Source organism: Paenibacillus sp. FSL W7-1279, assembly GCF_037969845.1.
In the GTDB taxonomy this organism is placed as follows: Bacteria; Bacillota; Bacilli; order Paenibacillales; family Paenibacillaceae; genus Paenibacillus_AQ.
In genome coordinates this window covers 3,002,970-3,029,511 of sequence record NZ_CP150215.1, presented here as the reverse complement: position 1 = coordinate 3,029,511, position 26,542 = coordinate 3,002,970, and the positions used below count along the sequence as shown (strand labels likewise).

At 39.9% G+C, this 26,542-nt stretch carries 30 protein-coding genes and 1 pseudogene; 2 read left to right on the top strand and 29 right to left on the bottom strand.

Translation table 11 applies throughout. The features are described 5' to 3' along the window. The first annotated feature begins 94 nt into the window (after positions 1-94). Positions 95-964: a cation diffusion facilitator family transporter gene (locus MKY82_RS13505; protein WP_339223466.1), complete on the top strand. Its 870-nt coding sequence runs from the start codon at positions 95-97 to the stop codon at positions 962-964. 217 nt (positions 965-1,181) lie between these two features. Here MKY82_RS13505 and MKY82_RS13500 read toward each other — a convergent pair whose 3' ends face one another. The 8 genes and pseudogenes from MKY82_RS13500 to MKY82_RS13465 form a co-directional block, all read right to left on the bottom strand. After that, positions 1,182-1,457, bottom strand: a complete 276-nt coding sequence (locus tag MKY82_RS13500) for a hypothetical protein (RefSeq protein ID WP_339296281.1) — start codon at positions 1,455-1,457, stop codon at positions 1,182-1,184. A 354-nt stretch (positions 1,458-1,811) separates the two neighbouring features. After that, the gene (locus MKY82_RS13495; RefSeq protein WP_339296280.1) at positions 1,812-2,570 is read right to left on the bottom strand and encodes a DUF5694 domain-containing protein; all 759 of its coding nucleotides are present in this window, start codon (positions 2,568-2,570) and stop codon (positions 1,812-1,814) included. Between the two features lie 267 nt (positions 2,571-2,837). Beyond that, positions 2,838-3,311 carry a hypothetical protein gene (locus tag MKY82_RS13490; protein ID WP_339296279.1) on the bottom strand — a complete coding sequence of 158 codons (474 nt, stop codon included), beginning with the start codon at positions 3,309-3,311 and terminating at the stop codon, positions 2,838-2,840. A gap of 120 nt (positions 3,312-3,431) precedes the next feature. Next, positions 3,432-3,941, bottom strand: a complete 510-nt coding sequence (locus MKY82_RS13485; RefSeq protein WP_339296278.1) for a DNA topology modulation protein — start codon at positions 3,939-3,941, stop codon at positions 3,432-3,434. A gap of 210 nt (positions 3,942-4,151) precedes the next feature. Continuing rightward, positions 4,152-4,598: a hypothetical protein gene (locus MKY82_RS13480; RefSeq protein WP_339296277.1), complete on the bottom strand. Its 447-nt coding sequence runs from the start codon at positions 4,596-4,598 to the stop codon at positions 4,152-4,154. Between the two features lie 64 nt (positions 4,599-4,662). Further along, positions 4,663-4,919, bottom strand: a pseudogene (locus MKY82_RS13475) (class I SAM-dependent methyltransferase); the annotation flags it as partial. Between the two features lie 142 nt (positions 4,920-5,061). Then, on the bottom strand, positions 5,062-5,538 hold the full coding sequence (locus tag MKY82_RS13470; protein ID WP_194542235.1) for a hypothetical protein: 477 nt from the start codon (positions 5,536-5,538) through the stop codon (positions 5,062-5,064). Positions 5,539-5,758: 220 nt separating this feature from the next. Beyond that, positions 5,759-6,289 (bottom strand): AAA family ATPase, encoded by a 531-nt coding sequence (locus MKY82_RS13465; protein WP_339296276.1) that lies wholly within the window; start codon positions 6,287-6,289, stop codon positions 5,759-5,761. Between the two features lie 464 nt (positions 6,290-6,753). Here MKY82_RS13465 and MKY82_RS13460 point away from each other — a divergent pair, with 464 nt between their 5' ends. Further along, positions 6,754-6,837 (top strand): putative holin-like toxin, encoded by an 84-nt coding sequence (locus MKY82_RS13460; RefSeq protein ID WP_220687457.1) that lies wholly within the window; start codon positions 6,754-6,756, stop codon positions 6,835-6,837. Between the two features lie 382 nt (positions 6,838-7,219). On the opposite strand, the gene MKY82_RS13455 is transcribed toward MKY82_RS13460, so the two are convergent. From MKY82_RS13455 to MKY82_RS13355, 21 genes are all read right to left on the bottom strand, one after another. Further along, on the bottom strand, positions 7,220-8,770 hold the full coding sequence (locus MKY82_RS13455; protein WP_339296275.1) for a hydantoinase/oxoprolinase family protein: 1,551 nt from the start codon (positions 8,768-8,770) through the stop codon (positions 7,220-7,222). After that, on the bottom strand, positions 8,763-9,866 hold the full coding sequence (locus MKY82_RS13450) for a DUF917 domain-containing protein (RefSeq protein WP_339296274.1): 1,104 nt from the start codon (positions 9,864-9,866) through the stop codon (positions 8,763-8,765). Before MKY82_RS13450 ends, MKY82_RS13455 begins: the two co-directional genes overlap by 8 nt. After that, positions 9,867-11,132: a cytosine permease gene (locus MKY82_RS13445; protein ID WP_339296273.1), complete on the bottom strand. Its 1,266-nt coding sequence runs from the start codon at positions 11,130-11,132 to the stop codon at positions 9,867-9,869. 131 nt (positions 11,133-11,263) lie between these two features. Further along, a complete protein-coding gene (locus tag MKY82_RS13440) occupies positions 11,264-12,793 on the bottom strand; it encodes a PucR family transcriptional regulator (RefSeq protein ID WP_339296272.1) in 1,530 nt (509 codons plus the stop codon). Positions 12,794-13,218: 425 nt separating this feature from the next. Further along, positions 13,219-13,548 (bottom strand): DUF3024 domain-containing protein, encoded by a 330-nt coding sequence (locus MKY82_RS13435; RefSeq protein ID WP_339296271.1) that lies wholly within the window; start codon positions 13,546-13,548, stop codon positions 13,219-13,221. 228 nt (positions 13,549-13,776) lie between these two features. Continuing rightward, positions 13,777-14,211, bottom strand: coding sequence for a hypothetical protein (locus tag MKY82_RS13430; RefSeq protein ID WP_339296270.1), 435 nt, complete (start codon positions 14,209-14,211; stop codon positions 13,777-13,779). Between the two features lie 471 nt (positions 14,212-14,682). Next, positions 14,683-15,138 carry a VOC family protein gene (locus tag MKY82_RS13425; protein ID WP_339296269.1) on the bottom strand — a complete coding sequence of 152 codons (456 nt, stop codon included), beginning with the start codon at positions 15,136-15,138 and terminating at the stop codon, positions 14,683-14,685. 129 nt (positions 15,139-15,267) lie between these two features. Beyond that, positions 15,268-15,705, bottom strand: a complete 438-nt coding sequence (locus MKY82_RS13420; RefSeq protein ID WP_339296268.1) for an HD domain-containing protein — start codon at positions 15,703-15,705, stop codon at positions 15,268-15,270. Positions 15,706-15,779: 74 nt separating this feature from the next. Further along, positions 15,780-16,385: a hypothetical protein gene (locus tag MKY82_RS13415; protein WP_339296267.1), complete on the bottom strand. Its 606-nt coding sequence runs from the start codon at positions 16,383-16,385 to the stop codon at positions 15,780-15,782. Positions 16,386-16,659: 274 nt separating this feature from the next. Further along, on the bottom strand, positions 16,660-17,043 hold the full coding sequence (locus MKY82_RS13410) for a VOC family protein (RefSeq protein WP_220685654.1): 384 nt from the start codon (positions 17,041-17,043) through the stop codon (positions 16,660-16,662). A gap of 241 nt (positions 17,044-17,284) precedes the next feature. After that, positions 17,285-17,860, bottom strand: a complete 576-nt coding sequence (locus MKY82_RS13405) for a histidine phosphatase family protein (protein ID WP_339296266.1) — start codon at positions 17,858-17,860, stop codon at positions 17,285-17,287. Positions 17,861-18,061: 201 nt separating this feature from the next. Continuing rightward, positions 18,062-18,685, bottom strand: coding sequence for a DUF3885 domain-containing protein (locus MKY82_RS13400; protein ID WP_339296265.1), 624 nt, complete (start codon positions 18,683-18,685; stop codon positions 18,062-18,064). A gap of 234 nt (positions 18,686-18,919) precedes the next feature. Further along, the gene (locus MKY82_RS13395) at positions 18,920-19,435 is read right to left on the bottom strand and encodes a GyrI-like domain-containing protein (protein ID WP_339296264.1); all 516 of its coding nucleotides are present in this window, start codon (positions 19,433-19,435) and stop codon (positions 18,920-18,922) included. A gap of 117 nt (positions 19,436-19,552) precedes the next feature. Then, the gene (locus tag MKY82_RS13390; protein ID WP_339296263.1) at positions 19,553-19,828 is read right to left on the bottom strand and encodes a helix-turn-helix domain-containing protein; all 276 of its coding nucleotides are present in this window, start codon (positions 19,826-19,828) and stop codon (positions 19,553-19,555) included. Positions 19,829-20,274: 446 nt separating this feature from the next. Further along, positions 20,275-20,916, bottom strand: coding sequence for an HAD-IA family hydrolase (locus MKY82_RS13385; RefSeq protein ID WP_339296262.1), 642 nt, complete (start codon positions 20,914-20,916; stop codon positions 20,275-20,277). A gap of 347 nt (positions 20,917-21,263) precedes the next feature. Beyond that, positions 21,264-21,632, bottom strand: coding sequence for an HIT domain-containing protein (locus MKY82_RS13380; RefSeq protein WP_339296261.1), 369 nt, complete (start codon positions 21,630-21,632; stop codon positions 21,264-21,266). A gap of 129 nt (positions 21,633-21,761) precedes the next feature. Continuing rightward, positions 21,762-22,493, bottom strand: coding sequence for a Nif3-like dinuclear metal center hexameric protein (locus MKY82_RS13375; RefSeq protein ID WP_339296671.1), 732 nt, complete (start codon positions 22,491-22,493; stop codon positions 21,762-21,764). Between the two features lie 296 nt (positions 22,494-22,789). Further along, complete coding sequence (locus MKY82_RS13370) at positions 22,790-22,969, bottom strand: hypothetical protein (RefSeq protein ID WP_339296260.1); 180 nt, start codon at positions 22,967-22,969, stop codon at positions 22,790-22,792. 219 nt (positions 22,970-23,188) lie between these two features. Continuing rightward, entirely contained in the window at positions 23,189-24,001 is an 813-nt protein-coding gene (locus MKY82_RS13365; protein WP_339296259.1) for a class I SAM-dependent methyltransferase, read from the bottom strand. Positions 24,002-24,073: 72 nt separating this feature from the next. Next, positions 24,074-24,676 carry a hypothetical protein gene (locus MKY82_RS13360; RefSeq protein WP_339296258.1) on the bottom strand — a complete coding sequence of 201 codons (603 nt, stop codon included), beginning with the start codon at positions 24,674-24,676 and terminating at the stop codon, positions 24,074-24,076. Positions 24,677-24,915: 239 nt separating this feature from the next. Beyond that, the gene (locus tag MKY82_RS13355; RefSeq protein WP_194542197.1) at positions 24,916-26,517 is read right to left on the bottom strand and encodes a hypothetical protein; all 1,602 of its coding nucleotides are present in this window, start codon (positions 26,515-26,517) and stop codon (positions 24,916-24,918) included. Between the last annotated feature and the right edge of the window lie 25 nt (positions 26,518-26,542).

The following is a 26,542-nucleotide window of genomic DNA, read 5'->3' as shown; positions in this document are numbered from 1 at the left end:
ATAGGAAAAAACGTTGCTCTAGACCCACCCCAACTCGGCTTGGTAATATAGTCAGGTACTATTTTTTGGGGCGTGTGGAAGGAGTCGGCTAGATTTGGAACAACAACGTTATCATGATTTAAAATTGGGTGAAAAAGGTGCCATCATCAGTATCATTGCTTATATCTGTTTATCTGCAATCAAATTATTGATAGGTTACACCGCGAACTCCGAGGCTCTGCGGGCGGACGGATTAAATAATGCTACAGATATCGTGGCGTCCATTGCTGTATTGATCGGACTGCGTTTATCGCAAAAACCTGCGGATCGGGATCATCCATACGGCCACTGGAAAGCGGAAACGGTAGCCTCCTTGATCGCCTCTTTTATTATGATGGCCGTCGGGATCCAAGTCCTGTTCGGGGCCGTTTCTTCCATGTTTGAAGGCAACCATGAATCGCCTGATCTTCTATCCGCGTGGACCGGTATTGGCTGCGCCATCGTGATGTTCTTGGTCTACCGCTACAACAAACGCCTGGCTACCAAAATAAACAGTCAAGCCGTTATGGCAGCGGCCAAGGACAATCTTTCGGATGCCTGGGTCAGCATCGGCACGGTCGTTGGTATCATCGGCGCCCAATTTCATCTGCCATGGCTCGATCCGCTGACCGCCGTATTGGTAGGCTTCCTGATATGTAAAACCGCTTGGGATATATTCCGGGATGCCTCACATCATTTAACCGATGGCTTTGATGAGAACATTGTCAAAAGTTACAAAGAAACCGTAAAGCAAGTGGTTGGCGTTAAGGGAGTCAAGGACATCCGGGCAAGAAATTACGGCAGCAACACGGTTGTTGACATCGTCATCCTGGTCAGGTCGAATCTGGATATCCGGGTCGCCCATGATATTTCAGACCAGGTGGAACATGAATTAAAAGAAACACACGGCGTTTATGACGTACATGTTCATATAGAACCAAGTTAAGCCTCCACCATTACCAAGTGTTATAACAAATGAAGAAGGTCCGGCCATATTCCTGTTGGCCGGACCTTTCTCTTTATTCCTTTCACTTATTTTCTCAGCTATATGGTCTAGCAAATACCCTGGCTGACAACCTAAAGCGCTGCGTCATTTATCAATGACTTTAAACGAAACATAGGCCCCAGCGTGAATATTGTTACACGACCTGCTCTTCTTACACTCAATAATGCTCTTTAAACCTCTTAACCCACCAATTTTTCTTCAATAAATACTCAGCTTTAATGGGCATTATTATGAATTGGTTATTCACTTCAATTGGTTCTTTCAATCCTGTATATACTATATCGACATGTAACTTAAATGGTTTTATCTCTCTTCCGGCTTGATTTTCGAATTCTTTCACAAAAGCTATAAGATCTGGTTTAGCTTCCCAATAATTCATCGCAGTTTGGCCGCCTGCAGGCATACTCCACCAGTTTATAAATGCCGGCCACATGTTTATCAGCATATCCTGTAGGTCTTCTTCTCTAATCATTGTAAAATCAGGGGGATATAAGACTAAATATCTCTGGTTACTCCTTTTCAGAAGCCCATTTTTATAAATGCTTTGATTCCACAACTTTTTCCATTGCTTTTGAAGTTTTTGATTACTTCGCCCAACACTTGAAAATTGGCTAGAGAGCCAGGTGCCTTCTGCACGAACTCGAGAGACTTATAGCGCCAGCGACTGGGTTCGACGGACCAAAACCCACAGCGTAGATACTATGTTATAAGACATCAGAAGCTTCTACGAGCCACATAAATCGTCGGCTATTTCAAGTATTGTCTTACTTTAGTTAAGGTCTGTTATCTAACGGTCTCCTAGATATTTTTCTACAGATTCAAGTAAAAAAAGACCACTCTCTTTAATAAATTGGGTGAGTAAGTGGATATGTCCGGAGCCATAAATCACAAGAATTCTATCTTGATGAGATGAAATTCGTGAAATATTAGAATAGATAATTAAATTTCGACGATACCAGTAATTACAGAGCCAATCAATTCCTATATTGTTTTTACCATCCCCAACTCGCGCAACAGTCATATACGTTTCATGGTCCCCTTGTATTGCACTAGGAGTATTACCTGTCATCAGAAGTTCCCTTACTGTTTTTTCTTTCATTGACTTTTGAAGAGCCTCTGCTTTTTCCTGGTTATTAGAATTTAACCGTTGATAGAGCTCAGGCATGTTTGATTGTGCATATTCATAAACATGTCCTAGTGCAACCCCTCCATACCATTCATTCCAATCGATAGGGTAAATTCTATCATGACCAAGATCAGCCGCAGTACGGAAACCTAATTGATGAATTTCATTTGCCCCGAGAGTAAATTCACCTGACAAATATGAGAGATACTGATTATTATATGCCTCATGTTCATCAGCGAGAGCTTCAACTGCGATTTTCGTTGGATTAAATCGTTTAAGTCTATCGACAACCTCATAAATCTCCTTTTGTCTTTTTAGTGCCAAGACGTCATCAGACTTAACATTGTGCATATCCAGTCCAGGATTGCCCATATGATATGTGCCAAGTAACAAAATGGTACATTTGTTAGCAGAATTCATAAAAAACCTCCATTATTTTAGACTTTATTTATTGTCGTATCACTATAAATGAAGTTGCTAGTTCTTTATACAACATTTCGCTGATTTCCTATAACGTTCTTGCATTCACGAACCCTGACCAGTGCTTAAAGTTCGTAGCGCGGGTCGTCAGACTTAACCGGTGTAGGATTGTCTACCTAGTTCCACTTCCTCAATAGTTCTCAGTGCGGACCAAGGGGCGCGGTAGCGATCCGCAGTGTGAATGTGTTGTTACCTGAAGACTACACCTCATTGAGTTACTTTCATTAGTTCTTTCTTAATTAGATTATTCGCTTCTTCCTTGCTATCTGCTGGACTAAAAATATATCCTTCTTGAATACCATACTTTTCATTTATATCATTCAGCGTTATCCATATATATTCTAATTCTTTAGTAGCCATCACGCTGCCTACTGATTTAAGCATTGCGTCCTTACCAAACGTTGTAATTGTCCCAAATAACTTCCCTCCATCGTAATAAAGTTCAACATCATATGAAAGATCATCATCTACGACTAACTCGCCAATAAACGAATCTCTAGAAAATACATTTCGATTAGAATTACCAGATATCACCATTTGAGTTTTCCTTTCAAAGTCCGAATCAAAAGAATAGACTAAGCCTTCCATCTCTTTGTGCACTGTAGTCGGAGAAAAGTATAAATAAGAAATGGTTACTAACGCAATGATAATGACTACGATATAAGTGTTTCTTTTTGTCATTTTCAATCCCTTTCAATGGCTCTGCTGAATATGCTTCATCGAGATCCCTCATGCAGACCAAGAGGCTCCACCCCTGTGCGAAGATACAAAGTTAGAAGATGTTATTGCTCTTATTCGAATTTAATTATTTAATTTGTCTATTAGATTAGTTACTTCCCTTGGTGTTTTAAGTATTATTATATTTTTTTCTTTTTCATATTTTTTTAACTTTTCGAGTATTCCTGGTCTTTTATGTTTTCTGAAATTCCATACCCACTTCATGAATTCCCAATCTAATTGCTCAGGACATCCCTCATTCAGATCTGGTCTTGTTCTTCCATGGTATATAATTCTTCGTTTAATGACTCTATAAGTAGTTATCCACGGAGGTAAATCAAAGAAAATTATTGTATCTGCTCTAGAAATTCTAATATCTATTGTTCGATTATAATTTCCATCAATAATCCATATATCATTTTGTATAATGTCTCTTAGAAATTCATCCCATTCGTGATTAGGGGTTGCAACCCATCCAGGTTTCCAATAATACGCATCTAAATGATACAATGGTAAGCCTAAGACTTCAGAGAGTTTACTTGAGAATGTAGATTTCCCTGATCCTCCAGATCCAATTATCATCATTCTTTTCATTTTGTTCTCCTGGTTATTAAAATAATTTCCACTAACGCTCTTGTAACTGCGAACCTTCACCAACTTAAGTCCGGAGGGCTGCTGATACGGTTAGTCGGCGAATGGTGGTCTTCCGCTTCTATGAAATTCATCGTACCGCAATGGCGTACGCCCGAAGAGTAGATACGCGGTTACCGGATGGCAGGACACCCTTAATTACTTTCAGGATATCTATATCCATCTGAATATTCTTCCACTAGTTACTTTTATCCTGTTCCTATTTGCCCATTGCTTTAATTCTTCAATATTTATTTCCTCGTTATTCTTAAATCTAAAATGAAAATCCATTGAAACTAATTTTCTTCCGTATAACTTGATACCGATACTCTGTACAAAATAACCTTCTATTATAATCTTTTCGATTTGTTGTACTGATACTTTAGCTTGATTAAGCCTAATTGTATTTTCTGTAATTTCCAGCTCACTATTTTTTCTTAATATCCTCTTCAATAGCATTACTACTCGGACTAGGTTACCTAATAATAATATAACCACACAAATAACAGATAATAAATTATCTATTCGAAGCACTTGTATTAGTATTGAAGTAATTAAAATAGAAATAATCACTTGGACATACTCTGATCTAGGATACTTAATTTCATACTTCTTATACATATTCTGGTTTATTTCCTTTCTCACAGGTTTCAGTTGACGTTCTCGTGTTCAGATGCGTTAATATATTGTTATCTGATGCTAGCGCTTGAGACCAACTGAAGATAAATACGCCGTCCTTTTTCTATATAAGAAGCGACCCGATAAAAGGTTCCTTCAAGGTCAGTTGTCCAGCCTATGTAGTAAATCGAATAATCAAAGTCAAAATAATCTACGACTATGTCACATTCTTCTTACATAGGAGAACACATCCGAAAGACCGCACGCCTTCAAATGTTGCTTTGCCTTTTCTAATTGTTATACTGATATATTTATACCCCATAAAAGGAGCGTAGCGACTGGATCCGACAGACTTAGCCTCTCAAGGTTGTTCGCTTGAGTCCCCCCTTTGCTTAATCCCCCTTGCAAACCAAGGTCAAAGCCAGAGAGTAGATACTAGGTTAGGTGAGGTATCTGCCCTCTACGACTACACTTTCCTAATCATAATCCCTTCTTCAAAATCCTCTATATCATTAATGTTTATCCAAGTCTCTTCTGATTCTCTTAATCTATGAAACCGTAAAATTGTGTCATCATCATGATAAGTTAAGATAAGTATAAATTCATAATCTGGAAAATCAATTTTCAGTTTAAGAGACCATATTTCTAATAGCTTCTTTGCAAACCTCAACCCTTCTAAAGGATGTTTTTTAAAGGTTTTTGATATATCTATCATATGAACATGGTTTTCACTTGCTTCAAATCCAGTCCGATCTCCAAACTGATGAATAATATGTCTAATATTAATTTTTATATTATCTTCAGTGTATTTCTTCATTAAAATGCAACCTTCTACTTCCACCAAGTCTGGCCACGCTACATCAATTAGTTCTGATTTATCATGATATTTAGGACTATGCTCTTTGTTAAGAATTTCATTGATTTTTTTGTTTGATATTTCCATCCTATCCGTCCTTAAAAATTAATTACTGCTGATATTTCATCTAACATTCTTGTGTTCCTGACGTCGGTTCCCTTAGTTAGCTCTTATCTTAGGGGAATCGATGTGTTTTCATCTACTTCCATGATACTCCTCGAGAGACCGAGTGACGATAGCCACGAAGCTAGATCACGTTGTTATCCGATGAACCTGACTCCTGTGAGTCGCTATCAATAATACTCATTTACGATTGTTTAACATTCTTTTTGAATAATGATGTAATAATAATTTCTGCACATTCTTCTGGTGTATTCAAACTCGTGTCCACTGAGCAGCTATAACGAATGTTTTGCGACATTATTTTATTTTGCTCATCTGATTGTTCTTCTCTTCTATCACCACGCTCTATATTTCGCTTACGACAAAGATCTAGAGGACAGTACACCTCGACTATCTCCAAAGGATACCCATTAAAAATCTCTTTGACTTTTTCATAATGTGGCTTTAACTCAGGCCTTTCAACAAGTATCCCATCGATTATTACATGCTTGCCACTATCCGAAAATAACTTTGCTGTATGGTACATTATAATTATTACTTCACTTAAATACTTCCAGTAATCTGTCTGTAGATGTTTATCACCAATCGTATTTTCAAAAAGATCATTGGCAACTACATAAAAAAATGGATTCGAGTAAGATTGCATAGCTTCTACTATTGAAGTTTTACCTGAACTTGTAACGCCATTCAAATATATAATTCTCCCTTTATCCAAATTTCTCAACCTCCTCTGCATGGGTTTAACGTACATATACTCTTTTTTGTTGTATTCGCAAACCTTTACTGTCCCAGAAGCTCACACATTCGTTGCTTTAATTTCATACTGTCATCAGCCTTTATATATTTTTTCTTCGGTCTGTCGTCTAACGTTCTCGCATCTACGACGTGACCCGGCCATAGATATCCTAGCCGGGTCGTGTGTTGTCAGAATATTCTTCCTCGAAAAATCGTCCAACAACCAAGGGGCGAAAGCCCCGCAGCGTAGATGCATTGTTAAGTGATGTTACTGCCTTTCTTGTGATTCCTACAATACATACTTTTGTTATTCAATCTTTTATTTTCTCAATTCGTAATTCATGATAATATCAGTATTTATTAGTCCAATATGTTATAATTTTCTAAGTACAATATACGGCTATAAGGGCGGTCGGCTAATCTCCCAGAAGGGAGGTGATGCCCATGGAGGTCAAAGATGCGCTTTCCTTAATGTTCATGTTCGGCATGTTCATTTTGGCATTGCTTACCTACATGAAAAAGAAATAGACCGCCCTCGCTAAGGTAACGGTCTGTTTCTCGACCTAACTCCTGTGGCCGACTGCTCTTTATGCAGTTATTGTGCTTTGGAGTCGTGTTCCAGCACGGCTCCTTACTTATTCTTACCTCAGTATAACTCAATTTATAACACTTTTATAGGTTTTGTTTGTTTATTTTTATTCATAACGCTCTTGTATCTGCGAACCCGAGAGGTTTAAGGCGCGAATGCGCCGGGTCCGACGAACTTAGCCTAGCAGGGTAGTGAGCTGATTCAGCTTCTCTGTTGTCTCATCTTGCGAACCAAGGGACAAGTCCCCACAGCGTGGATACGATGTTAAGTAACAAAAAAGAGCCTCACACAAGTTGTATAAACTTATGTGAAGCCTCCCTTCTACTTCATGTTTCCTACGACTTTCACTCTCAGTCTCGTCGCATTTCCCGGATGATAAGCCAGCGGGGTTTCTTCCACTTCCACGAGCTCCACCGTAGTCGGATCAGCGCCAGCCAGCACCGCCTGCTGCACGGCTTTTTCTTGCGCATCTTTTAATGAATCCTCACGTGGCTCTGTAGAATAGATATAAATTTGTTCATATTGTCCACTGATTTGAGCAATACACGCGCCAATGGCGTTGGCTACGCCCCCGTTCTCAGGCTTAATCATATGGGATACCCCGCGAATCGTATCCGGTATAACGACACTGCCGCCGCCTACCAATACAAGCTCAACATCTCCCGACGATGTCTTCATTTTATCAATGGCCTGCTCAATGATGGTTGCAATTTCAGCTTGCACCTTTTTAGCGAAGTCTTCATCCAGATGCGCTACCAAGCTCTTATCCCCGACGTCCGCAAGACCCAGCCGTACGGCAATGTCTGTTGTAGTCAGCGTATGTCCGCCAAAGACCAGCGCTTCCTGTCCAATCTTGTATCCTACGCTGTCAGGTCCCACCGTGATTTTACCGTTCTCCGAACGCACAATGCTTCCGCCTCCCAGCCCAACGGAGATAATATCCGGCATGCGGAAATTCGTGCGGATATCGCCAACCTCGACTGCAACCGAGGATTCTCTTGGGAACCCGTCCTGCAAAACACCAATGTCCGATGTAGTCCCTCCCACATCGAGAACCATCGTATCTTTGATCTTCGCCAAATAAGAGGCCCCGCGTATGCTGTTCGTTGGCCCGCATGCAATGGTTAGGATCGGAAATTGTTTAGCGTAATCGATCGACATTAAGGTACCGTCATTCTGGCATAAAAACACCGCTGCGTCTGTAATGCCTTCTTCTTCTAACGCCTGCACAAATCCTTGGGTAGTCGTTTCAATAACCTTGCACAATGCTGCATTGAGTATGGTCGCATTTTCCCTCTCGATTAATCCTACCGAACCGATCAAGGATGAGCAGGAAACAGGGAATTCCGGTCCATATACTTGATGGATGAGATCGCGAACCTGAAGCTCCTGGTCATTTTTAATGGATGAAAACACACCAATGACCGCGATGGACTCGACACTGCTCCCCCATTCCTCTAAAAGAGCTATAATTTCAGCTTCGTCGACTTCTCCAAGCACTTGGCCGTCATATTCATATCCGCCATGAACGAGTGCATATTTACCCGACAGCTTCCGAACCATATCCTCAGGCCAGGACGTGTACGGCGCAACGGAAGCCGTTGCCGGGTAACCCAGACGAATGACGCCGACTTGGGCCAGCTTTTTGCGCTCAACAATGGCATTCGTGCACTGGGTTGTACCTAACATGGCATGCGTGATTTGGGTTTTATCCATATTCGATTCCTGCAGCAAATTCCGGAGCGAGGTTTCAATACCCGTTCTAATATCTAGACTTGTTGGTGATTTCACCGCATGAACCAGATGATAATTCTCATCCAAAATGATGGCGTCCGTGTTGGTGCCGCCTACATCGATCCCGATTCTATACATTCTCAGCCACCGCCTTTTTCACCATTTCCTCAATAGGAACATAATCGTAATCATATCCGAAGTATCTTGGTCCTGCCGTCTGGATTCCCTTTTCCGTTCTCCACTTATCATGAGCGGGCAGTCCAATAACCCGTACGCGTTTACCGTATTTCAGGCTCTCCGTAGTTACAGGCGACAAGGTTTCGTAATCAACCAGACAGATCAAATCGGGGGTCATCGCTATAACTTGACCGTTCTTTTCGGCAACCAGGTTTTCATTTTGGAAATGAACCTTCATCACTCCGCCTTTATGTGCTTCGATTCCATCAAGATGCATTTGACCGAGGTTAAAACCGCCCTTGGTTTCCCGGATGACATCCACGATTTTACCTTGGAAAAGCTCATAGCCAGACACAAGGTTCAGCAGCTCTTGAAGCTTATCGCCTGCGTCCCGATTCTTCGATGTAATGATTTCTCCAATCTGTTCGGAGAGGGTCACGATATGATGAACGCCGCTTTGCTTCATTTGAGCACCCGTTGCCGGGTACAGACTTACTAAAGCACTGGCGCCCATTTCAACCGTGGCCGCTCTGGCGAGCCGTTCCGTCCACTTATTATCAATGGTCTCAAAGATACCGATATTCCCTTTTTCATCCGTAATCGCCATCGGTGTCGCCGGAATGCCGTCCAGGTTAAACGTCACCATTTGCAGCTCCGGGAACGCCCGCCCCATACCGTCACAGTCGATCAGAGGCAATCCCAGCTGCGCCGCAACAACGATGGGAATCATGGAATTGACGCCTCCCGCTTCCATCGGAAACGTGCCGGCGATCTGTTCTTCTCCCAAGTAATTTGCTAATTTTTGAAAAACCTTAACAAACTCGTCCCCTCTGGGGAATTTCTCCACTAATACGGATGGCGCCCCCATCATCGCAGCCGGAATGAAAAAGTCCTCATCCTTAATCTCATCGACTGAGCATAGTTTTACTGGTCCGAACTTCTCAATGGCCGAGAGAGCCATCAATTTACCGATGTAAGGGTCTCCCCCTCCGCCGGTTCCCAGAAATGCTGCGCCAACGGCGATGTTTTCAACAGCTGCTTTATCTAAATATCTCATTCATGATTCCTCCAATATAACGGTTTTCTGAGCCGATAAACGATAGCCTGCATAATACACGACAAAAGAAATAACAATCCCGATCAACGGCTGATTCGGTACTTGCGGCAAACTTGGGAACAAGGATAACACAACAGGGGTACTAGCAATCACCGCACCCAACAGCCAGGAAACGACGCCCAGTGTATTCACGCCTTCGACCTCATGCCAGCGGCTCTTATCCCCTCTTCCAAGCATCCAGTAAGATGCGATCATCACGCCTGCAACCGGTGGAATCATAGCCGACAGGATGGACATGATCGGAGTGAAATAGTTCAGTATACCGACGACGGCCAATACGGTCCCAATGGTTCCCGCGATGCCGACGGCCCATTTTTCTTTTTCCTTCGATACGTTGAACACGTTAATGAAGGCAAATCCGCCTGAAATCGCGTTCACGAGGTTGGTCTTCCACGTAGCCAGGATCAACACCACGCCGCCAACAAACGGAGTCGTAATGCTCAAAAAGGTTGCTGTAATATCGCTGGCTTGGTAAGCAATCGTCAGGACAGCCCCTGCACCGATCATCAGCAAGCCTGCCGGAACAATCCCGATTAGAGCCGCTTTCAGGACATCGGACCGTTTTCCAGAAAATTGCGAATAATCTCCCGCGATGACTGCACCCAGGGCAAATGAACCCAGCGTTACCGCCAGCCCGTCCGTAAAGCTCATCGCTCCCTCAGGCTTATAATGCTGAATGATCTGCAGGGAGTCACCGGTCAAGGCTTCGATAAGACCAAATATGCTGATTCCCACCAATAAAGGAACGGCGATATAACTGATCACCCGCAGCACTTTAACGCCATAGACGGCCGATATCACCATCACGAAACCGCATATAAGAGATGCCAATGGCACCGGCATGTTCACTCCGGTCTTGGCTAGCAGGTCTGCCAAGGCTGCGCCGCACACATTCGCCTGGATCCCGAACCAGCCAAGACACGCAATCGCGAGGATAATCGACAGAATCGTACGAGACCCTGTTTTGCCGAATACCTGAGCTGCGACCTGAACGGTCGGCTTTCCTAAGTCCGTGCTTTGAATGCCCTGCAAAATCATGAGCAGTACAATGATTGCGTAGCCTGCCAACGTGACGAGCAGTGCTGTGGATAATCCCATTCCTGCGACAAGCGCATTCCCTACCAACAAACTCGGGATGCTAATGACCGCGCCGGCCCATACGATTCCGAGACTGAACCAGGATTGATGCTTTTTAACGGCTTTCATATGATCCCCCCTAATCTTGTTGGTTCGAATATTTGTTTCTTATTGTAAAAGATGAAGCAGGTTAGCGTCTTTTTCAGATAACAAAAAAAAATCCGATGTTTTTGTCTTATTGGACAAAACATCGGAACTTTTTAGTTATGGATGAGACGGTAGACCATGCAGGCCGTATAAACATCGTACGATTCCGAATTGATGGTCACATCATATCCTATGAGCTCGCAAATTTTTTTAATGCGATATTTCACCGTATTTTTGTGGACGAACAACAGCTTGCTGCAGTCATCCATATTCCCCTTCGCATCCAGAAGAAAAGTCATCAGGGTGTTCAATGCGTCAGGGTCGTCCATGATAGGCTCCAAAACGGACAAGCATTCTTCCGTCATCTCTTCCCCTTGTTTGCTGAGGTCTATGGCCCGTTTCATGGAACGGACTTCAGCCGCGGTGTATAGTTTGCGGTTATGATAGATGCGGTGAACCTCTTTAGAGACTCCGTTTACGAGCTGGTACATGCGGCGTACGTCCTGGGTGTTCCGCATCCTCGGAGAATAAACGATGCTTGATATTTCAGCGGTGAGACTCGTGGTTTCGATATATTCCACTGCGATTTCAAACTCATTGTATTTATAGGAGCAATTCCCCAGCAACACAACAACGCAGTGATCGATCGTTTGAATGACCGCGGTTTTATAATATTGCGAGAGATGCGCTTTCAAGTCTTCCCTTATCCTTCTTTCCTCCGACAAATCCCGGATGTAAACGAGCCACATCATTTGGATGGCGGAAACGTCAATATGGAGCAAACTGGCCAATCTGCGCATTTTTTCGCTTTCATCATTCACGATGGCTTTAACCAAAGCGTATTCGCTGACCTCGTTATGCTTGTCTCCCCACAAATTGATGGCCACCTGCACCACCTCGCTGACTTGCTCCATCGTCTTCGGCGGCAGCTTCGTATTCTCTTTAATGAGAAACAGGTAAAGGATCTCCCCGTTTTTTTGATGCACACGTTTGTATTCAACAAAGCAGGACGAATCCAGCTCGCCTTCTCCTATTCTGTCATTCAAAATGGAGGGCGCCATGGACCGGATTAGATTCGCAACATCGAGCGAGGAATTCCGCGGCCACATGACACGATTGATGATATCCAGGCTGCTGTTTGTCAGAACGATGTTCGCTTTCATCCGGTCCGACAGCAGTTTAAGGGTAATTTCCACGCTCCGCAAATGTTCCGGCAGCAGCGAGACCTTTTCCAGTGATTCATTCACGAAATGCTCATTTACATTCTGATTGCTTACGATAGCCTCCATGACTTCAAAAATAACTTCATTATACCTAAGAGAGTAATCGTTTCTCGGCATGCAAATGATAATAAAATTCAGAGATTCGGCCAGCTCGCGCACTTCATCGGCTATATCTGGCATGATAATGCCAACATAGTACAAAATCAATCCCACTTCACCAAGGTCATGCAAATATTGAACCGTTTTACATTGCTGCTCCACGCTGTCCTTAATGGAATAAAAAGAGCTAATGACCAGTTCTTCGGCATACCATTCTTCTTGAACGGTTTGAATAATTTGCGAGAAGAAATTGACATCCGCCACCTCTAACACAGATAAAGAGGAAACGGTCTGATGTAGTCTGCTTGTTCCAGTGACCACCTGAGCTCCTCTAAATGAAGGCAGCTGCAGTAAATCTTTAACGGTTACCCCAATTTAACCACCACTTTTTTGTTCGATTCATGCTGCTCGTATTCTTCAATCGGTGCGTTCTACATCATTAATGATTATTCATCCAGAAGGAGATCCTCGTAGAAATAGCCTGTTGAAGCCAAACTATGATGCTCGGCATAACGCAGCCTAAATAGGCTCATTAATAATAGTATAACCCTCGTTATGATAAGCAACCAAGTAAGTTTCTTTGCCATCTATGATTTTTTGCATACACAACGCGCCTTGGCCTTAGATAGCATCTGGCTTAAGCCGGGTGTCGTCACGAGTTAGCCTCAGCATAATACTTCTAACGACCAAGGGGGAAGATACCGAAGCGTGAATATTATGTTATAGATGTCATGGACCAGTTCGAGTTAACCCCAAAACATTCCGTTATGCCCTTCGTCCACGATCTTTAACTGTATTTCAAAATTTTCATTCGGTTCTATATCATCTATGAAATGCCATTTCCCTTTACTGTCTTGCCAATATATATTCCATTCATTCTCATCTAATCTGAACTGAGCTACTGGCAGCTGCACCCATTGATCGCTTTTGTATCCTTGTCTTTCTTCAATCAATGTCACATGATTACCTCTGATCTTGTAACTGATTCTAATCTGGCTTTTCACATGTTCTGGTACTGCATTTCGGGTGTATTGGTCCATGATTTTCATAATCCGCTTCTTCGTAAAATCATCCATGGATTCTATCTCTCCTGCCCTAATCGGTTTTGCTTTGATTATATCACGATGATGTCTCCATAACGTTCTTGTATTCACGAACCCGAGGGTGCTTAAGGTGCGTAGCGTCGTGGTATCATGGTATGACTTATTTTAGTTCGAGCGCACCATACCTCGGTAAATCGTAGCTTATGCTCCATGAGATTCTTTTGCCATATCGACATGTGATGGTCTTCGATAGTTAACTTTTTACCTCTTTAACTCTAAATAATTCATATTATAATCTTCGCCTAATAAATTCATCACTCCAGAAAATCCATTTAATTCCCATTCTCCATTTTTGTTTGGAGTAAATATGTATTCTCTTTTCCAATCCTTTAACTTCTCATCATCACCAACATATTCTTCCTCAATGCTTAATCTAGTTTGATTAATAAACTCATTCTCGAAGTAGCTCTTATAAACGACCGCATTTGTTATAGTTATTCCTTCATGAAAGAGTGTTGGGTATAATGTGTTCTGTTGTACATACATATCTGACTCGGGATCGGAATCCATATTATTGATAAATAATATAGATAGAATATCCTTAGCATGGACTCCAAACTCTTCGGTAAAAGATTTCTCTAATTCCTTATACTCCAGTTTTGACACCTTTTCTCTCAATGCTAAATCAATGATCATTTTTTCTTTCTTCTCAACCATTTCAATTGCAGTGTTTATGTCGAATTCAATTGTTTCTTCTTTTATCGGCTTTAATTGTTCTCATGATTGACAAGCCGATAAAAATAAAATAACCAAAATAAGTAAAAATAAGTAGGATTTATTCACAATTAGCTACGCTCCCCTACAATTACACCCTTCTCTTAATGTATATACATTATAGTTTTTACTAAGTTTGGCCGTAGTGCGTAATTCATAAATTATAATAATCTCGTAATCAGTATTCACGACGTCCGACGAATGTCGGAAGTGTCCGCAGCCTATACTTCCCTACCAATAACTTCTGCGGACCGTAGGCGAATGTTCGATGCGTGAATATGTTGTTATATGACGAATCTAACTTCTTCGGGACACTTTCACACAGCTTTTCTTTTATTTTTACTCTATTAACGTATATTTCAATAGAGTATTTTTAAAAAAAGCGTCACTTACTTATTTGTTACCGAGTTGTTCCGCTAAACCGATTAGAAGTCCTTCGGTTCCACGAATGTAGCAGAGCCGATACGAATCCTCGTATTGAACCACTTCGCCAACGAGATGAGCACCATACTTAGTAGTGAGTCTGGATACCATCTCGTCAATGTTTTGAACTGTAAACATGACGCGTAGATAACCAAGGGAGTTTACAGGAGCCGTCCGGTGATCGGATATCGTAGGTGGGGTGAGAAATCGCGAAAGTTCAAGTCGGCTGTGGCCATCTGGGGTAACCATCATAGCAATCTCTACACACTGAGAACCTAGTCCGGTTACGCGACCAGCCCATTCCCCTTCGACAGTCGTTCGCCCTTCGAGGGTCAAGCCAATCTCCTCAAAGAAAGAAATTGCGTCATCAAGGGATTCTACAACGATACCTACATTGTCCATTCTTAGTAATTTATTTTTTTCCATAGTTTTTTCTCCTCGTGTACAAATTTCTCACCTGATTATTTCATTACATAATCACTATTTCCTTCTGCCGGACTGTGGGCGAATGACCCGAAGCGTGAACATGGTGTTATGCGTATACCCTCTTCTTGATTAACTTTCAAATTGTCTTTCCAGTCTTTCCAGTCTTTCCAATGCTCTTTTATATTTCTCGAGTCGCATGTAATCTTGTTCTGAAGGATCTTGTATTCTTGATAAATTCATATTCTCTTTAATATCAGCTATCTTTACATTTCTAGCTATTCGGTTCTTTAATGTTTTATCAATGAATTCTTCATAACTGTCTTCCTTAGCTCTTGTTAATAAATTTATAGCTTCTAGTATCTCATCTGTAAATCCTGTTTCCCTTAATTGATCAATTGTTACTTCCGTATCTTCTACAACGTCATGAAGAACTGCAACTATCTTCTCTTCAATTGTTTCAACCCTATTCATAACTGCTATTGGGTGTAAAATATATGGGTTTCCGCCTTTATCAACTTGGCCTTTATGAGCTTTAAGAGCTATTGAAATTGCTATCTCAATATCCAAAGAGGTCACTCCATTCTTTAAAATACTCCTAGTCGGTGCAGGGTTGTCCGGCTGATGTTGCTGTCTTCTTTGAGTTATATTATACTTCGTTTCTCAAGCTCTATTATTATTTTGTCCGTAATTACATCCATTGGTTCAAGACCAGATACAATTAAATCACAATCGGCCATGACATTTGAATTTATAGCTTGGTATAAATTTCGCACTACGATAAGATACTGAGACAAATATTCTTCGAAGTTTTTTAAAGTTTCACTTGGAGAACACTCAGTATTTTGTATCCCTCTTAAAATCCTACGAGCCAGTGCTACCTCTAATGGAATATCAATACAGACTACAAAATCAATTAGTTCGACCATTCCTTCCCGACCTCTACCGAAAGGTTCTTCGACTATAATGTATTTTTCTGATTTTACGATTTGGTTGTTAGGTAGTTTTATGGACCTGCCTTGAACCAACTCATATAAGTCTCTATTAAAATTTGGGTTTTGAACTAATTTAGGGTCGGCACCTTTTTCCAACCATTCATCAAAATTATCTGGATATTTATTAGTTGAAGCATAGTCATCAAAGTAGAAAGATATTGCATCTACAAGTTTATCTCTTAATTGCTTAGTTAATGTACTCTTGCCTGATCCAGATGGACCACTGACTGCGATTGTGAACGCAGATCTATTCATTGTTTTTTATTCCTTTCTTTTATGCACATTGACAGCAATTTCAGCTAACGTTCTTGCATTTACGAACCCCCAGCACCTTAAAGGAAATCGGGAGAATTAGATAGCCCTTATCTTACTCTCCCGGTTTCCTGGCCGATGCGTTTAGGTGGTGCGGGGTTGTCCGCAGCCCCTGCTTCTTCGAAAATACTTCTGCGGACCGAGGGCGTGAGTATGATGTGAGAATACGTTGTTATGTAATGTTTTGGTCTTTATCGAATACCTGTACTATTCAAAATCAAAGCCAGCCAGACCATACATCAAATCGATTTCCATTAAGATCATAAAATCTAAAATTCTTTCGGTTTCCATCATACAGTTTTATCTCTGATACATTTACTCCTCGTTCTTTCAAGGTTTCATATGTCTCTTCTATATTGTCTGATTTGTATGTTAGAATATGCATTTCATAGTCTTTATCTTCCCAGAAATCCGTCTTGTACGTTAGTTTCACATCTTCATTATTATTGACCGTTACCAGCATTATCTCTGGACCAAAACCAAGGTCAAAACTAAATCCTGTCCAATGAAAGCCAAGTTTCTCCTGGTACCATTTAATACTTTCTTCTCGATCAATGACAGGTAAATACACACAATCGATATGACCTACAATATTTTTCATCTTAAGGACCTCCATCAATAGTAAATTTATTTGAATTTGCCCCAATTTCACATAACGTTCCTTGTATCTACGAACCCGTGAGGCTTAAGGGAGCGTATGCGACTGGGTGGCTTAGCCACTTAGCCTCGCAGGGTTGTCTGCATACTCATACTTCTCCGAATTGCTTCGGGCAGACCAAGGGGGCTTGCCCCCGCAGCGCGAATACTCTGTTATGTAATACCGCAGTCCTCTTCGATAAACCTTAAGAAATTTGGTCATTCCACATTTTCGTTACCTCTTCTAATTCTAAGTCCTCAAATTGCATTTTATAAATATCTGGTTTCTTTAATTGATTCAAAAACTCCAAGCCAAAAGATGAATCAAAATGATTCATCATCAAAGTCATTACAAGACCATGAGTCCCGATTGCTATTTTCTTCCCTCTGTACTCTTTTAATATGGGTTTTAGAACTGAGATTGCTCTTTCCTGACAGTCAGCATTAGACTCTCCACCCGGCAAGGTATAATCAGGGTCATTAAAACTCTCTCTGATACTAGACATTAACTTTGCATTTTCAATAAAATAAGATGCAAAATGTCGTTCTCTAAGATCTTCAAATACTTCAACATCTAACTTTAAGTTCTCGGCCAATCCCTCAACACTAAGAATTGCTCGAGTATAAGGACTTGATATAATCTTGTCTATTCCTTCACCTATAAGTAACTTCGTTACTTTTTCAATATCGACCTTTCCTTTTGGGGTAAGCCCTCTTGTTCTTTCATTTCCTTCATTATATGGTGATTCTCCATGCCTAACCATATAGATAATTGTCTTCATACAGGACTCCTTTAAATGCTTTCATTAAATATCACACTGTGAGTTCACATAACGTTTGGTATCTGCGACGCGACCCGGCCCGGCTTTAGATAACCCTTATCTTATGCTGGGTCGTGTGTTGTCTGAATTCCTTCTACAATTACACACCCTACAACCAAGGGGCGAATGCCCCGCAATTGGAATATGGTGTTGGACGAAGGATCATGCATCCTTGAAAATACCATCAAAATACTCTCTCCAGTAATCCACTATCCAATCGTTATACTCTCTATATAGGGACATTAACTGTTCTTTTGAAGTAGCGTGAGCGATACATCCTCTGTCATCATACATATGAAATAGTATATTTTTATCTTTGTTTAAGATGTACACGCTCTGTCCTATGGATGGTTCTCTTCCCTGCTCATAATGTGAAATTCCTTCAAAAATTTTCTTATATGGAATTGAAGAAACCAATCCCTCCAAAACTTTAAAATGAAATTCTATTTTAACCTCTATGCTATTTCCCTCTACATCTTCGTCTTCATCGATATCAAAGAGAGTTTCCTCTTCAATTATCCTTTCTCGGAGTAATTCATAAAGATATTCAGGTGTTGTATTCCCGTACATTGGGTCTTCATAGGATCCCCAGTCTTTAACTATGAGAAAAATATGATCTGTGGGTTTGAAAAGCTCTTCGAAAATTGTATTTACTCTTTTATTTACTTGATTTATTCTTCGTTTCGATCCGTTTCGATAAGGCTCACCTAACTCAAAACGAATGTTGATATCGCTCCAATATTCAGGAAACCTATCATTTAAGTAATCTTGTATTTCCTTCAGCATTTAATCTCCTCATTAGTGTTTTTCATGTGATCTTTTCTTTCATCTAGCGTTCTCGTATTCAAGACGTTCGACAAAGTCGGATACGTCTGCTGAAATGCTAGCTCGAAATCCATCCAGCAGACCAAGGCTCCACAAGGAGCCGCTGCTTGAATATTATGTTAACTGAAGTCAATGACATCTTTGGAAGGGCTTCCACGTATTGCATGCAAGGAGTGCTTTAACGAAGTTTATTCGCTATTTAATAACAGGCAATAAATAATCAAGAATAATTTTTTCTCTCTTCTCTAGTGGGATGCAGTATCTATCGTATGTGTAAACATCACACCAATAAAAGTTTTCATGATCAATCCTATATCCTGTTTTCTCAATCGCCTCGGAACAAATTAAATATGCAGAATCAATAATATCGTTAAGATTATCTGCTTCGATCCATACTTTAGCCACTGTTCCTGCTGGAATATTCTGAAAATACATATTTTCTGGAATTGGTGCATCAGGTTGAACTAATTTACCTATGATATACTGGAAACTATCCTTTCCGATAAATTTACTCATGTGACCAAGCCCAACATAATTATCAATGTCTTTGCAGATCCAATTTTCAATTTCGGAGAATCTGTCAAACAAACCTTCATTAAATGCTGAACCCCAGCATTCTTCTCCTGCTTTTTGAAATGAAGTCATTTTCATCATGCCTACAATTTTTCGAGGACCATGTTCCATGTATTCAATTCTTTTAAGATTTGCCATAATTCGTTTTCCTCCTACAATTCTGATATTTGTAAAGGAGGCTCTAGGATAGTCATTAAGCTTAACCCCTCCCTTCCTAATACTAGAGGGCGAAAACTTATGGTGCTGTTTGAATGCTCAAGTAAACGAAGAATGAGAATTAAATCCGTATTTCATAGCTATGTCAATTATTTTTTCCTTACTATTTTTTATGTCATAACCTGCCAATGTCAGTCGACGATGCATTAAGTATTCGGATATTGTTATTCCGGTAATATAAACAAAAATTCGTTGGAATAAAGGGACCGGGCAACATGCAATTTTTGAAATGACAGTAAAGTCAACTTCATTCGAGCCGGAAATTTCATTCTCCAGATATTCAACTACACTTTCAAGGGCTTTAAAGTTATCCATTAGCCACCTCCTTCAACTATAATTGTAGGATTTTTTGATAATAGATCTTTACAATTGCTGTGCAAAATATGTAAAGAAAATTAATATGTTATTAATTTTCCGCACATGTATGCTAAATTCCCGGTGTATTTCCTTATTAGATTTTACCGAATTTCACATAACGTTGTTGTATTCACGATCCCTCACTGGCTTAAGGCGCGAATGCGCTGGTTTCCACGGACTTAGCCTGTGCGAATGTGTCCCGGCAATTGCTTCCTCGCTCATGCTTCCGGGACTAAGGGTCGGCTTTTCGTCCCGTAGCGTGAATGTTTTGTTATATGACTTCGAATATACTTTCAAAGACAGCCGTACAATGTCCATATCTATTCCTGACCGTTCATGAATTCTTGTAACCCAATCACCTATATCATTAAAAGTGAGTACGGGACACGCTGGCGAATGCTCTCTCAGGTTACATTCAGAATAATGTCCTTTAGTTCAATCAGAGTCTTGATTCGATAGCTTGCCTGTGAGAAGTCATGTGTTTTTGTGAAGTCGTTATGGACAATAGCACAGTCGATACCAGCCGCCACGGCTGAGTTCAAACCTCTGTTTGAATCCTCTACAACCAGGGTCTCTTCTTTGGTAGCACCGAAGCGCTTTATGCCGGTCAAGTATGGTTCCGGGTGCGGCTTGGTGCGCTCGTAGTCTTCGCGAACAAGGACGAAATCCATGAATTGTCTAATCTGGCGCTTTTCGTGAATGAGTTGAAAATCCGCCCGTTTTGCAGTCGTCACGATGGCCATGCGGACGTACTTTGACAGTTCGGCTAGAGTTTCAACTACGCCTTCAATCTCTATGGCTTCTGTTCTTAGATATTCCTGATAATAGACGTTGCGGGCCTCACGCTGCTTGCTTATGGTCTGTTCATCAATACCTGCCGCCCTAGCTTGGGACCAAGTGCCCAGCGACTGGGTCATGTCGCGGAGGTATTGATCTTTATCCAAGGTAAATCCAATGTCAGCAAGAGCGCGTTCTCCCGCTTTGTAATACCAGTATTCAGTATCAACCAGAACACCATCATGATCGAAGAGTATGTACTTTTTCATTGTTTCTTTCTCCCTACATATTCTTCATGAGTTCTTAAGTTATCTCGAAATAATAAATTGAATTGTTCAGACCAGCTACCTGCTTGCCTTACAAGAATATGAGTTATCCTAAAGATTCAAGTCCAGATATGATTGTCTCTATATTGCCTAAATCCCTTACAGATATCTGAATATCAATAATCGGCTTACGCTCTTCGCCGATTTCTTATAACGATGTCGTGTTCCCGACGCCCCACTCCCTTAGGACCTTTAGATCCGGCCGAGATGCGTTGGGTGGTGCGGGTGTGTCGCAGCTGCCTTCTTGAACTGCTCACAAAGTGTTGTTATTTATTTCCCATTCCTTTTATTTATATCACTCTTAAAAAGTTACCGGATTCCTTTGCCTGCGTATGTTTCATCCGAAAATCTTGGTATGACGTGTAAATGAGAATGAAATATATGTTGTCCTCCTGCTGACCACAGTTCCAACCCACATTATATCCATCTGGTTTGTATTTATCGTCTAAATAGATTTTGACCTCATGAAGTAGCTGATAAGTCGCATTCCACTCTTCTTGGCTCAAATCAAACACTGTCTCCTTGTGGCTTCGAGGCACAATTATTCCTGCCCCTTGTATTTCTTGATCCTGCATTAATGAGTAGATACACAAATCATTTTCTAATAGAACTTCATGATTAATTTCTTGAGTAATATTGCAGTAGATACAATCTTCCATGCTTCACCCCAAGATGGTTTTATTGATTGCGGCGGCAATCACTTCCTCGAATCCACGTCTGCGGCCGAGAACGTCAGCCGATGCGTGAATGCTGTGTTAGTCAAAGTCGCCTTGAGTTACCCTCGCAATCTATTCCATATGTTTTTCTTCAATGTATACAATTTCGATTTCTGGAAACGACTCTCGGACTTTATTTGCAAGCGATCGAACACCAAGCACCTCGGTAAATGTGTGGCTCCCTACAATCAAATTGATCTTTGAAAATTCAGCATACTGAATTGTATATAACGTCTTCTCCCCTGTTATATAGACATCACACTGTGCTTCCAAAGCTTCTCTTACATGTTTCGTACCATCGCCTGCTCCCGTAAGGATTCCGATTCGCTGAATTGACTGCGTTCCAAAGTTCCAAGCCTTTACCTCTTCATTGCATCGCAATTTCAATCGAGTCACTAACTCATTGAATGTAATTGTCTCAAGCAATTCTCCTATACCGATTCGACTTTCTCCATTCACATAGTATGATCCTTGGATCATTTGTATTTGACCGATCTCATTTAATAACGACTGTCCTGTACCAAAATCAGCATAGTCCAAAGGTAAATGTATGAAGAAGTGGGCAATATCATAAGCTTTGAGCCTGCGCACGCACTCGTCCTTCATTCCATAGATGAAATTCCAAGCGTCATGATGAGTTATCATTAAATCGATCTTTTTCTCATATGCTTGTTCAATCAATTCCGGTGTAATATTCGTTGAATAGCCAATTCGTTTACATTCTCTTTGAGTTTTATTGGTGAAACCATATTCCCCTTGATCTTTAAATTTAATAAGTAATTCCCCAACGAGTGATCCAATCATTGCATGAAACTGGTTTAGATACACCTTTGATTACACCTACTTTCATTATCTTCTAGCGATTCATCTAACGTTTATGTATTCACGACTCAGCGTCTACTGAATGCCCGGCGGATGCCAGGCCAAGGACGAATGTCCGCAGCGTGAATATTATGTTAGACGTAGTTCTCGACTTCCTGATGTTGCTCACAAGGGTCTTCAATCAGATCTGCCTAGGTTTTAATCTGTCTTTTAAATTCTATGTTTCATTATGTATTGTAGATGTCTTTGAGTTTTAACCATATTTCGTACCAAAATGTTTATTGATTTAAAGGCTTTATCACCATAGTTTGTCCTTCTTTTCTATTCAAATAAACAGCGTCATCTTGCTGTAAAAGCTCATCATCGAACTTAAATACAATATCTCTACAGTCTTGCTGATACTTTTTTTCTCTTGTTTCTGTCCACTCTGCTTTTTCAATAGAATATCTTCTTCTCATCAGCAGGTCCCTTCTGAAAATAGTTCTACTGTTTGAACAACAAGGAAGCAACTTAATTCTTCCCCCCTATTCTGAATATCTTGAGGATTTCGCCTAACGTTCTACCTTCTGCCGGACCGAGGGCGTATGCCCAATGCGTGAAAATAGTGTTATCGGATGTCAATGCCTTCCTTGATACCTCTAAAGTTCTTTATACATGCTTCGCTTTGTCATCAGATATTATAGTTTTCTTGCCTTAATCACTAAGGTTACAGGAAGCATCTTCGCTCTCTTGGCCAAATCGCTTTTATCGTCCCGCGATTGCATAATCTCATCATCAGTTTGCTCAATCAATTGCTCAATTACAAATCCCGCTTTCGCCAGCGCGTTCACATAGGTTGATAGCTTACGGTCCGCTAATAATAGCTCACCTTCATCAACAGCTACCGGATACCAAGCTTCATCGAAATAACTCTTTCTAAAAACAAACCTACCATTATCATCAGTAACACATCTGTGTATAGGATGAGACCAACTGAAAATAAATACACCATCTTTTTTAAGATACGTAGCGATACGGCAAAAGGTACCTTCAAGGTCGGTTGTCCAACCGATGGCATAAATCGAATAAACATAGTCAAAATAATCCGCCGGTATGCCGCATTCTTCTTCCATGGGAGAACAGATGAATTTTGCCGATAGACCGAGTGACTCCAAATGCTGCGTTGCCTTTTCAATTTGTTTTTCCGATATATCCACAGCCCATAATTCAGATGGGTTGCGTTCCCCTTGATATTGCAAGGATTGGCCGTTGCCGCAGCCGATCTCCAGCAGTTTTTTTCCTGAGATATCGCCAAAGAGCTGGCATTTTTCTTCTGAGATAAACCATCCATAATAAGGAAGTGAAATTGCTCTTAAGAAGTCATTGCCTTTTGTATCCCAATAGAGCCTGTTTGTCTTATGAACAACATTCTTATCCATGATTTCCGAAATGGTTACGCCAACTTCGCCAGCGCCAATAATGATTGATCTATTTACAGACTTCTTGTCCATGAAGACACCTTCCCCAAAATAGTTTCTATTTCAGATCTGCATTAATATCTATGAACAACCTACAAAATGTTCTTAATATAAGTCCCATACGCTAAACTTATCAGAGAACCCGATAATTACTTCAAGTTCATCAGGTATATAATCGTTATCTAAATAATAAGCCGTTAACCGCGCGTGACCTTCTAATACAACTACTCGCGAATTCTCATTCATAGACACAAATATTAATCTTGGAAATACTTTACCGTTCTTGAGAGCTAAGTTGATATCTAGAAATCCTTGGTTACTAACTCCAAAGACTTCAATTTGATTCATGATATTTTTCGATGCCTGCAAAGGAAGTCTAGTATTACTTGATAATTCATTCCAATAACTATAGTTGATATACATTACTTCGTTTAGATCTTGCTTCTCAAAGAAAGCTTTATACCATTTAACTTCTGTAGGAAAATTCTCAAACATATCCGTATTGCGACCGAACCCCCTTGTCTGACCAAGAATATCTCGTCTAATTTGGTTCTCGGCTTGATCATTCAAATTGGGTTTAATAAGTAAATTCAAATCATGGTCTCCAAGTGCATTTAATATTCCTTCTTTAAATCTATCTGAGTTAACCTCTGCAAATAAGAATTCTGCTATTACTTCATCTTCTTGAACTTGACTAACTATCTTCAATTGTTAATCCTCCATAAATATGTTTTGTGCTGATTTCCTATAACGTTACTGTATTCACGACGTCCCAATGACTTAAGACTGCGATAGCACCCGGGCGCGACTGTGCTTAGTCGGTGCGGATGTGTCCGACTGATTCTACTCCTGCCGATCTCTTCGGGCGGACCGAGGAGCCGTCAGGCTCCGATGTGTGGATATGATGTTATACAAAGCTACTTACCTCGTAGAATTACTATCTATCTTTATAAACCTAATTCTGATAACGATAAAAAGTTTTCTTTCTCCTCATCTATTACGAAACTTGAATAGCCTGGTCCAAGCATCATAAATGCATTATAATTTGCTCCATTATAAAATCTGTTGTATTTTGTATAAAAACCAAAATATGATACCTCATCTGCAGCACTAGAAAATGTAGATCCAAATGTCTCTATCCTTGCTCGAATATATTTAATTAAATAATCAGAATCGAAGTCTCTTTTGCATTTATTAACAATATGCTCCAGTGAAAATACATCAATAGCCCATGGATATTGATTTGATTCTGCTCCCCGTTCAAGTAATAGATGTATCTTATTGGCTAAGCTTAAATAAGTAGTTAGTGTTACTGCAACAATTATTACATTTTCCGGTTTAATTATATTTAAATTAAGAATAAGATTTCTCTTATTCTTATTATCATTATCATAATAAACTGCCGTGCCATTACGGATATTCTCAATTACTCTGAGTCCCTGGTTATAAGCCTTTTGAATACTTTCTTTAAAATCTTCAGCTAAACGTACTTTCGATTTCATATAGTTTCTAAAAGGTTCACGAAGCGTAGATGATTTACATTCAAAAACTATAACTGTATCGTTATGAAGTACAATTATGTCTTGCTCATTACCCATTTCATCATATAAGCCCTTAAATATTTTTGATTCTTCAAATAAATTCAATAAAATTTCCATGCAATAGTTTTCTGTAATGTCACCTTTTTTTGAAAGAAAGCTTTTATTATCAAAAAGCATATTGTTTAATAACCTATCTAAAATAAAATAGGTTCTTGGAAAAAGCAAAAGATTATTATAAGAATACCCTACCGTGTGGTTTGTAATTTTTTTTATATCCGTAGGATAGTGTATTAATTCCTCTTTAGATATTTGGATTTCTTTAATAAAAGTATCTATAAATGCTAGTGGAATATTATAGTTTATTAATATTCTTTCAGCCAATAGCTTTGGAATTAATAAGTAGAATGGCATATTACCTACAAAAGCAAATAACTCGGGATGATGTTCTATATAATAGTTATGAATTAGTTCAAGATGCTTATTCTCCTTTAGACAAAACTCTATTTTCATAAGGGCATAAATCCCTTTAACTATTTCATTACTCTTAAAGTCTCCACCAAAATTATTATTAAACAATTCTGAATTAGAATTGATAAAGTTATTGTATTGTCTCAATGTGATTAGATGGTAATCAAAATGATAGGACATAAATGCATCGGTAGTGATACTATCAGTGTGGGTTTTATTCTCTTCAACAATTGACCAATAATAAATGTCCTGTATTAATTCGATTTTTTCACTAATATATGAATACTCCTCTTCAAAATCTATTGTTTCCTTATTTCCTAGATAACCATTACAAGAATACAAATAAATAATATCTAGAAATAATTTTAGTGAGAAATCTGATTTGTTATTTTCCTTAAAATTCATATTCGATTTAACTATAATATAATTAAAAAGTTTCAACACAGTTTCCGGATTTAATAATCTATATCTTTCAATTATCTCTTTCATTACTTCATCAGGTTTTTCTTCTTTACGAAAAGAACTAATTGTCTCATCCATGAGATATCTCCTTTATTAAATTAAT

Coding starts and splice junctions, on each gene's coding strand:
- MKY82_RS13500 (WP_339296281.1), bottom strand. CDS start 1,457: ATGTGGCCGGCATTTATAAACTGGTGGAGTATGCCTGCAGGCGGCCAA.
- MKY82_RS13495 (WP_339296280.1), bottom strand. CDS start 2,570: ATGAATTCTGCTAACAAATGTACCATTTTGTTACTTGGCACATATCAT.
- MKY82_RS13490 (WP_339296279.1), bottom strand. CDS start 3,311: ATGACAAAAAGAAACACTTATATCGTAGTCATTATCATTGCGTTAGTA.
- MKY82_RS13485 (WP_339296278.1), bottom strand. CDS start 3,941: ATGAAAAGAATGATGATAATTGGATCTGGAGGATCAGGGAAATCTACA.
- MKY82_RS13480 (WP_339296277.1), bottom strand. CDS start 4,598: ATGTATAAGAAGTATGAAATTAAGTATCCTAGATCAGAGTATGTCCAA.
- MKY82_RS13470 (WP_194542235.1), bottom strand. CDS start 5,538: ATGGAAATATCAAACAAAAAAATCAATGAAATTCTTAACAAAGAGCAT.
- MKY82_RS13460 (WP_220687457.1), top strand. CDS start 6,754: ATGGAGGTCAAAGATGCGCTTTCCTTAATGTTCATGTTCGGCATGTTC.
- MKY82_RS13455 (WP_339296275.1), bottom strand. CDS start 8,770: ATGTATAGAATCGGGATCGATGTAGGCGGCACCAACACGGACGCCATC.
- MKY82_RS13450 (WP_339296274.1), bottom strand. CDS start 9,866: ATGAGATATTTAGATAAAGCAGCTGTTGAAAACATCGCCGTTGGCGCA.
- MKY82_RS13445 (WP_339296273.1), bottom strand. CDS start 11,132: ATGAAAGCCGTTAAAAAGCATCAATCCTGGTTCAGTCTCGGAATCGTA.
- MKY82_RS13435 (WP_339296271.1), bottom strand. CDS start 13,548: ATGGATGATTTTACGAAGAAGCGGATTATGAAAATCATGGACCAATAC.
- MKY82_RS13430 (WP_339296270.1), bottom strand. CDS start 14,211: ATGATCATTGATTTAGCATTGAGAGAAAAGGTGTCAAAACTGGAGTAT.
- MKY82_RS13425 (WP_339296269.1), bottom strand. CDS start 15,138: ATGGAAAAAAATAAATTACTAAGAATGGACAATGTAGGTATCGTTGTA.
- MKY82_RS13415 (WP_339296267.1), bottom strand. CDS start 16,385: ATGAATAGATCTGCGTTCACAATCGCAGTCAGTGGTCCATCTGGATCA.
- MKY82_RS13410 (WP_220685654.1), bottom strand. CDS start 17,043: ATGAAAAATATTGTAGGTCATATCGATTGTGTGTATTTACCTGTCATT.
- MKY82_RS13405 (WP_339296266.1), bottom strand. CDS start 17,860: ATGAAGACAATTATCTATATGGTTAGGCATGGAGAATCACCATATAAT.
- MKY82_RS13400 (WP_339296265.1), bottom strand. CDS start 18,685: ATGCTGAAGGAAATACAAGATTACTTAAATGATAGGTTTCCTGAATAT.
- MKY82_RS13395 (WP_339296264.1), bottom strand. CDS start 19,435: ATGGCAAATCTTAAAAGAATTGAATACATGGAACATGGTCCTCGAAAA.
- MKY82_RS13390 (WP_339296263.1), bottom strand. CDS start 19,828: ATGGATAACTTTAAAGCCCTTGAAAGTGTAGTTGAATATCTGGAGAAT.
- MKY82_RS13385 (WP_339296262.1), bottom strand. CDS start 20,916: ATGAAAAAGTACATACTCTTCGATCATGATGGTGTTCTGGTTGATACT.
- MKY82_RS13380 (WP_339296261.1), bottom strand. CDS start 21,632: ATGGAAGATTGTATCTACTGCAATATTACTCAAGAAATTAATCATGAA.
- MKY82_RS13375 (WP_339296671.1), bottom strand. CDS start 22,493: ATGATTGGATCACTCGTTGGGGAATTACTTATTAAATTTAAAGATCAA.
- MKY82_RS13370 (WP_339296260.1), bottom strand. CDS start 22,969: ATGAGAAGAAGATATTCTATTGAAAAAGCAGAGTGGACAGAAACAAGA.
- MKY82_RS13365 (WP_339296259.1), bottom strand. CDS start 24,001: ATGGACAAGAAGTCTGTAAATAGATCAATCATTATTGGCGCTGGCGAA.
- MKY82_RS13355 (WP_194542197.1), bottom strand. CDS start 26,517: ATGGATGAGACAATTAGTTCTTTTCGTAAAGAAGAAAAACCTGATGAA.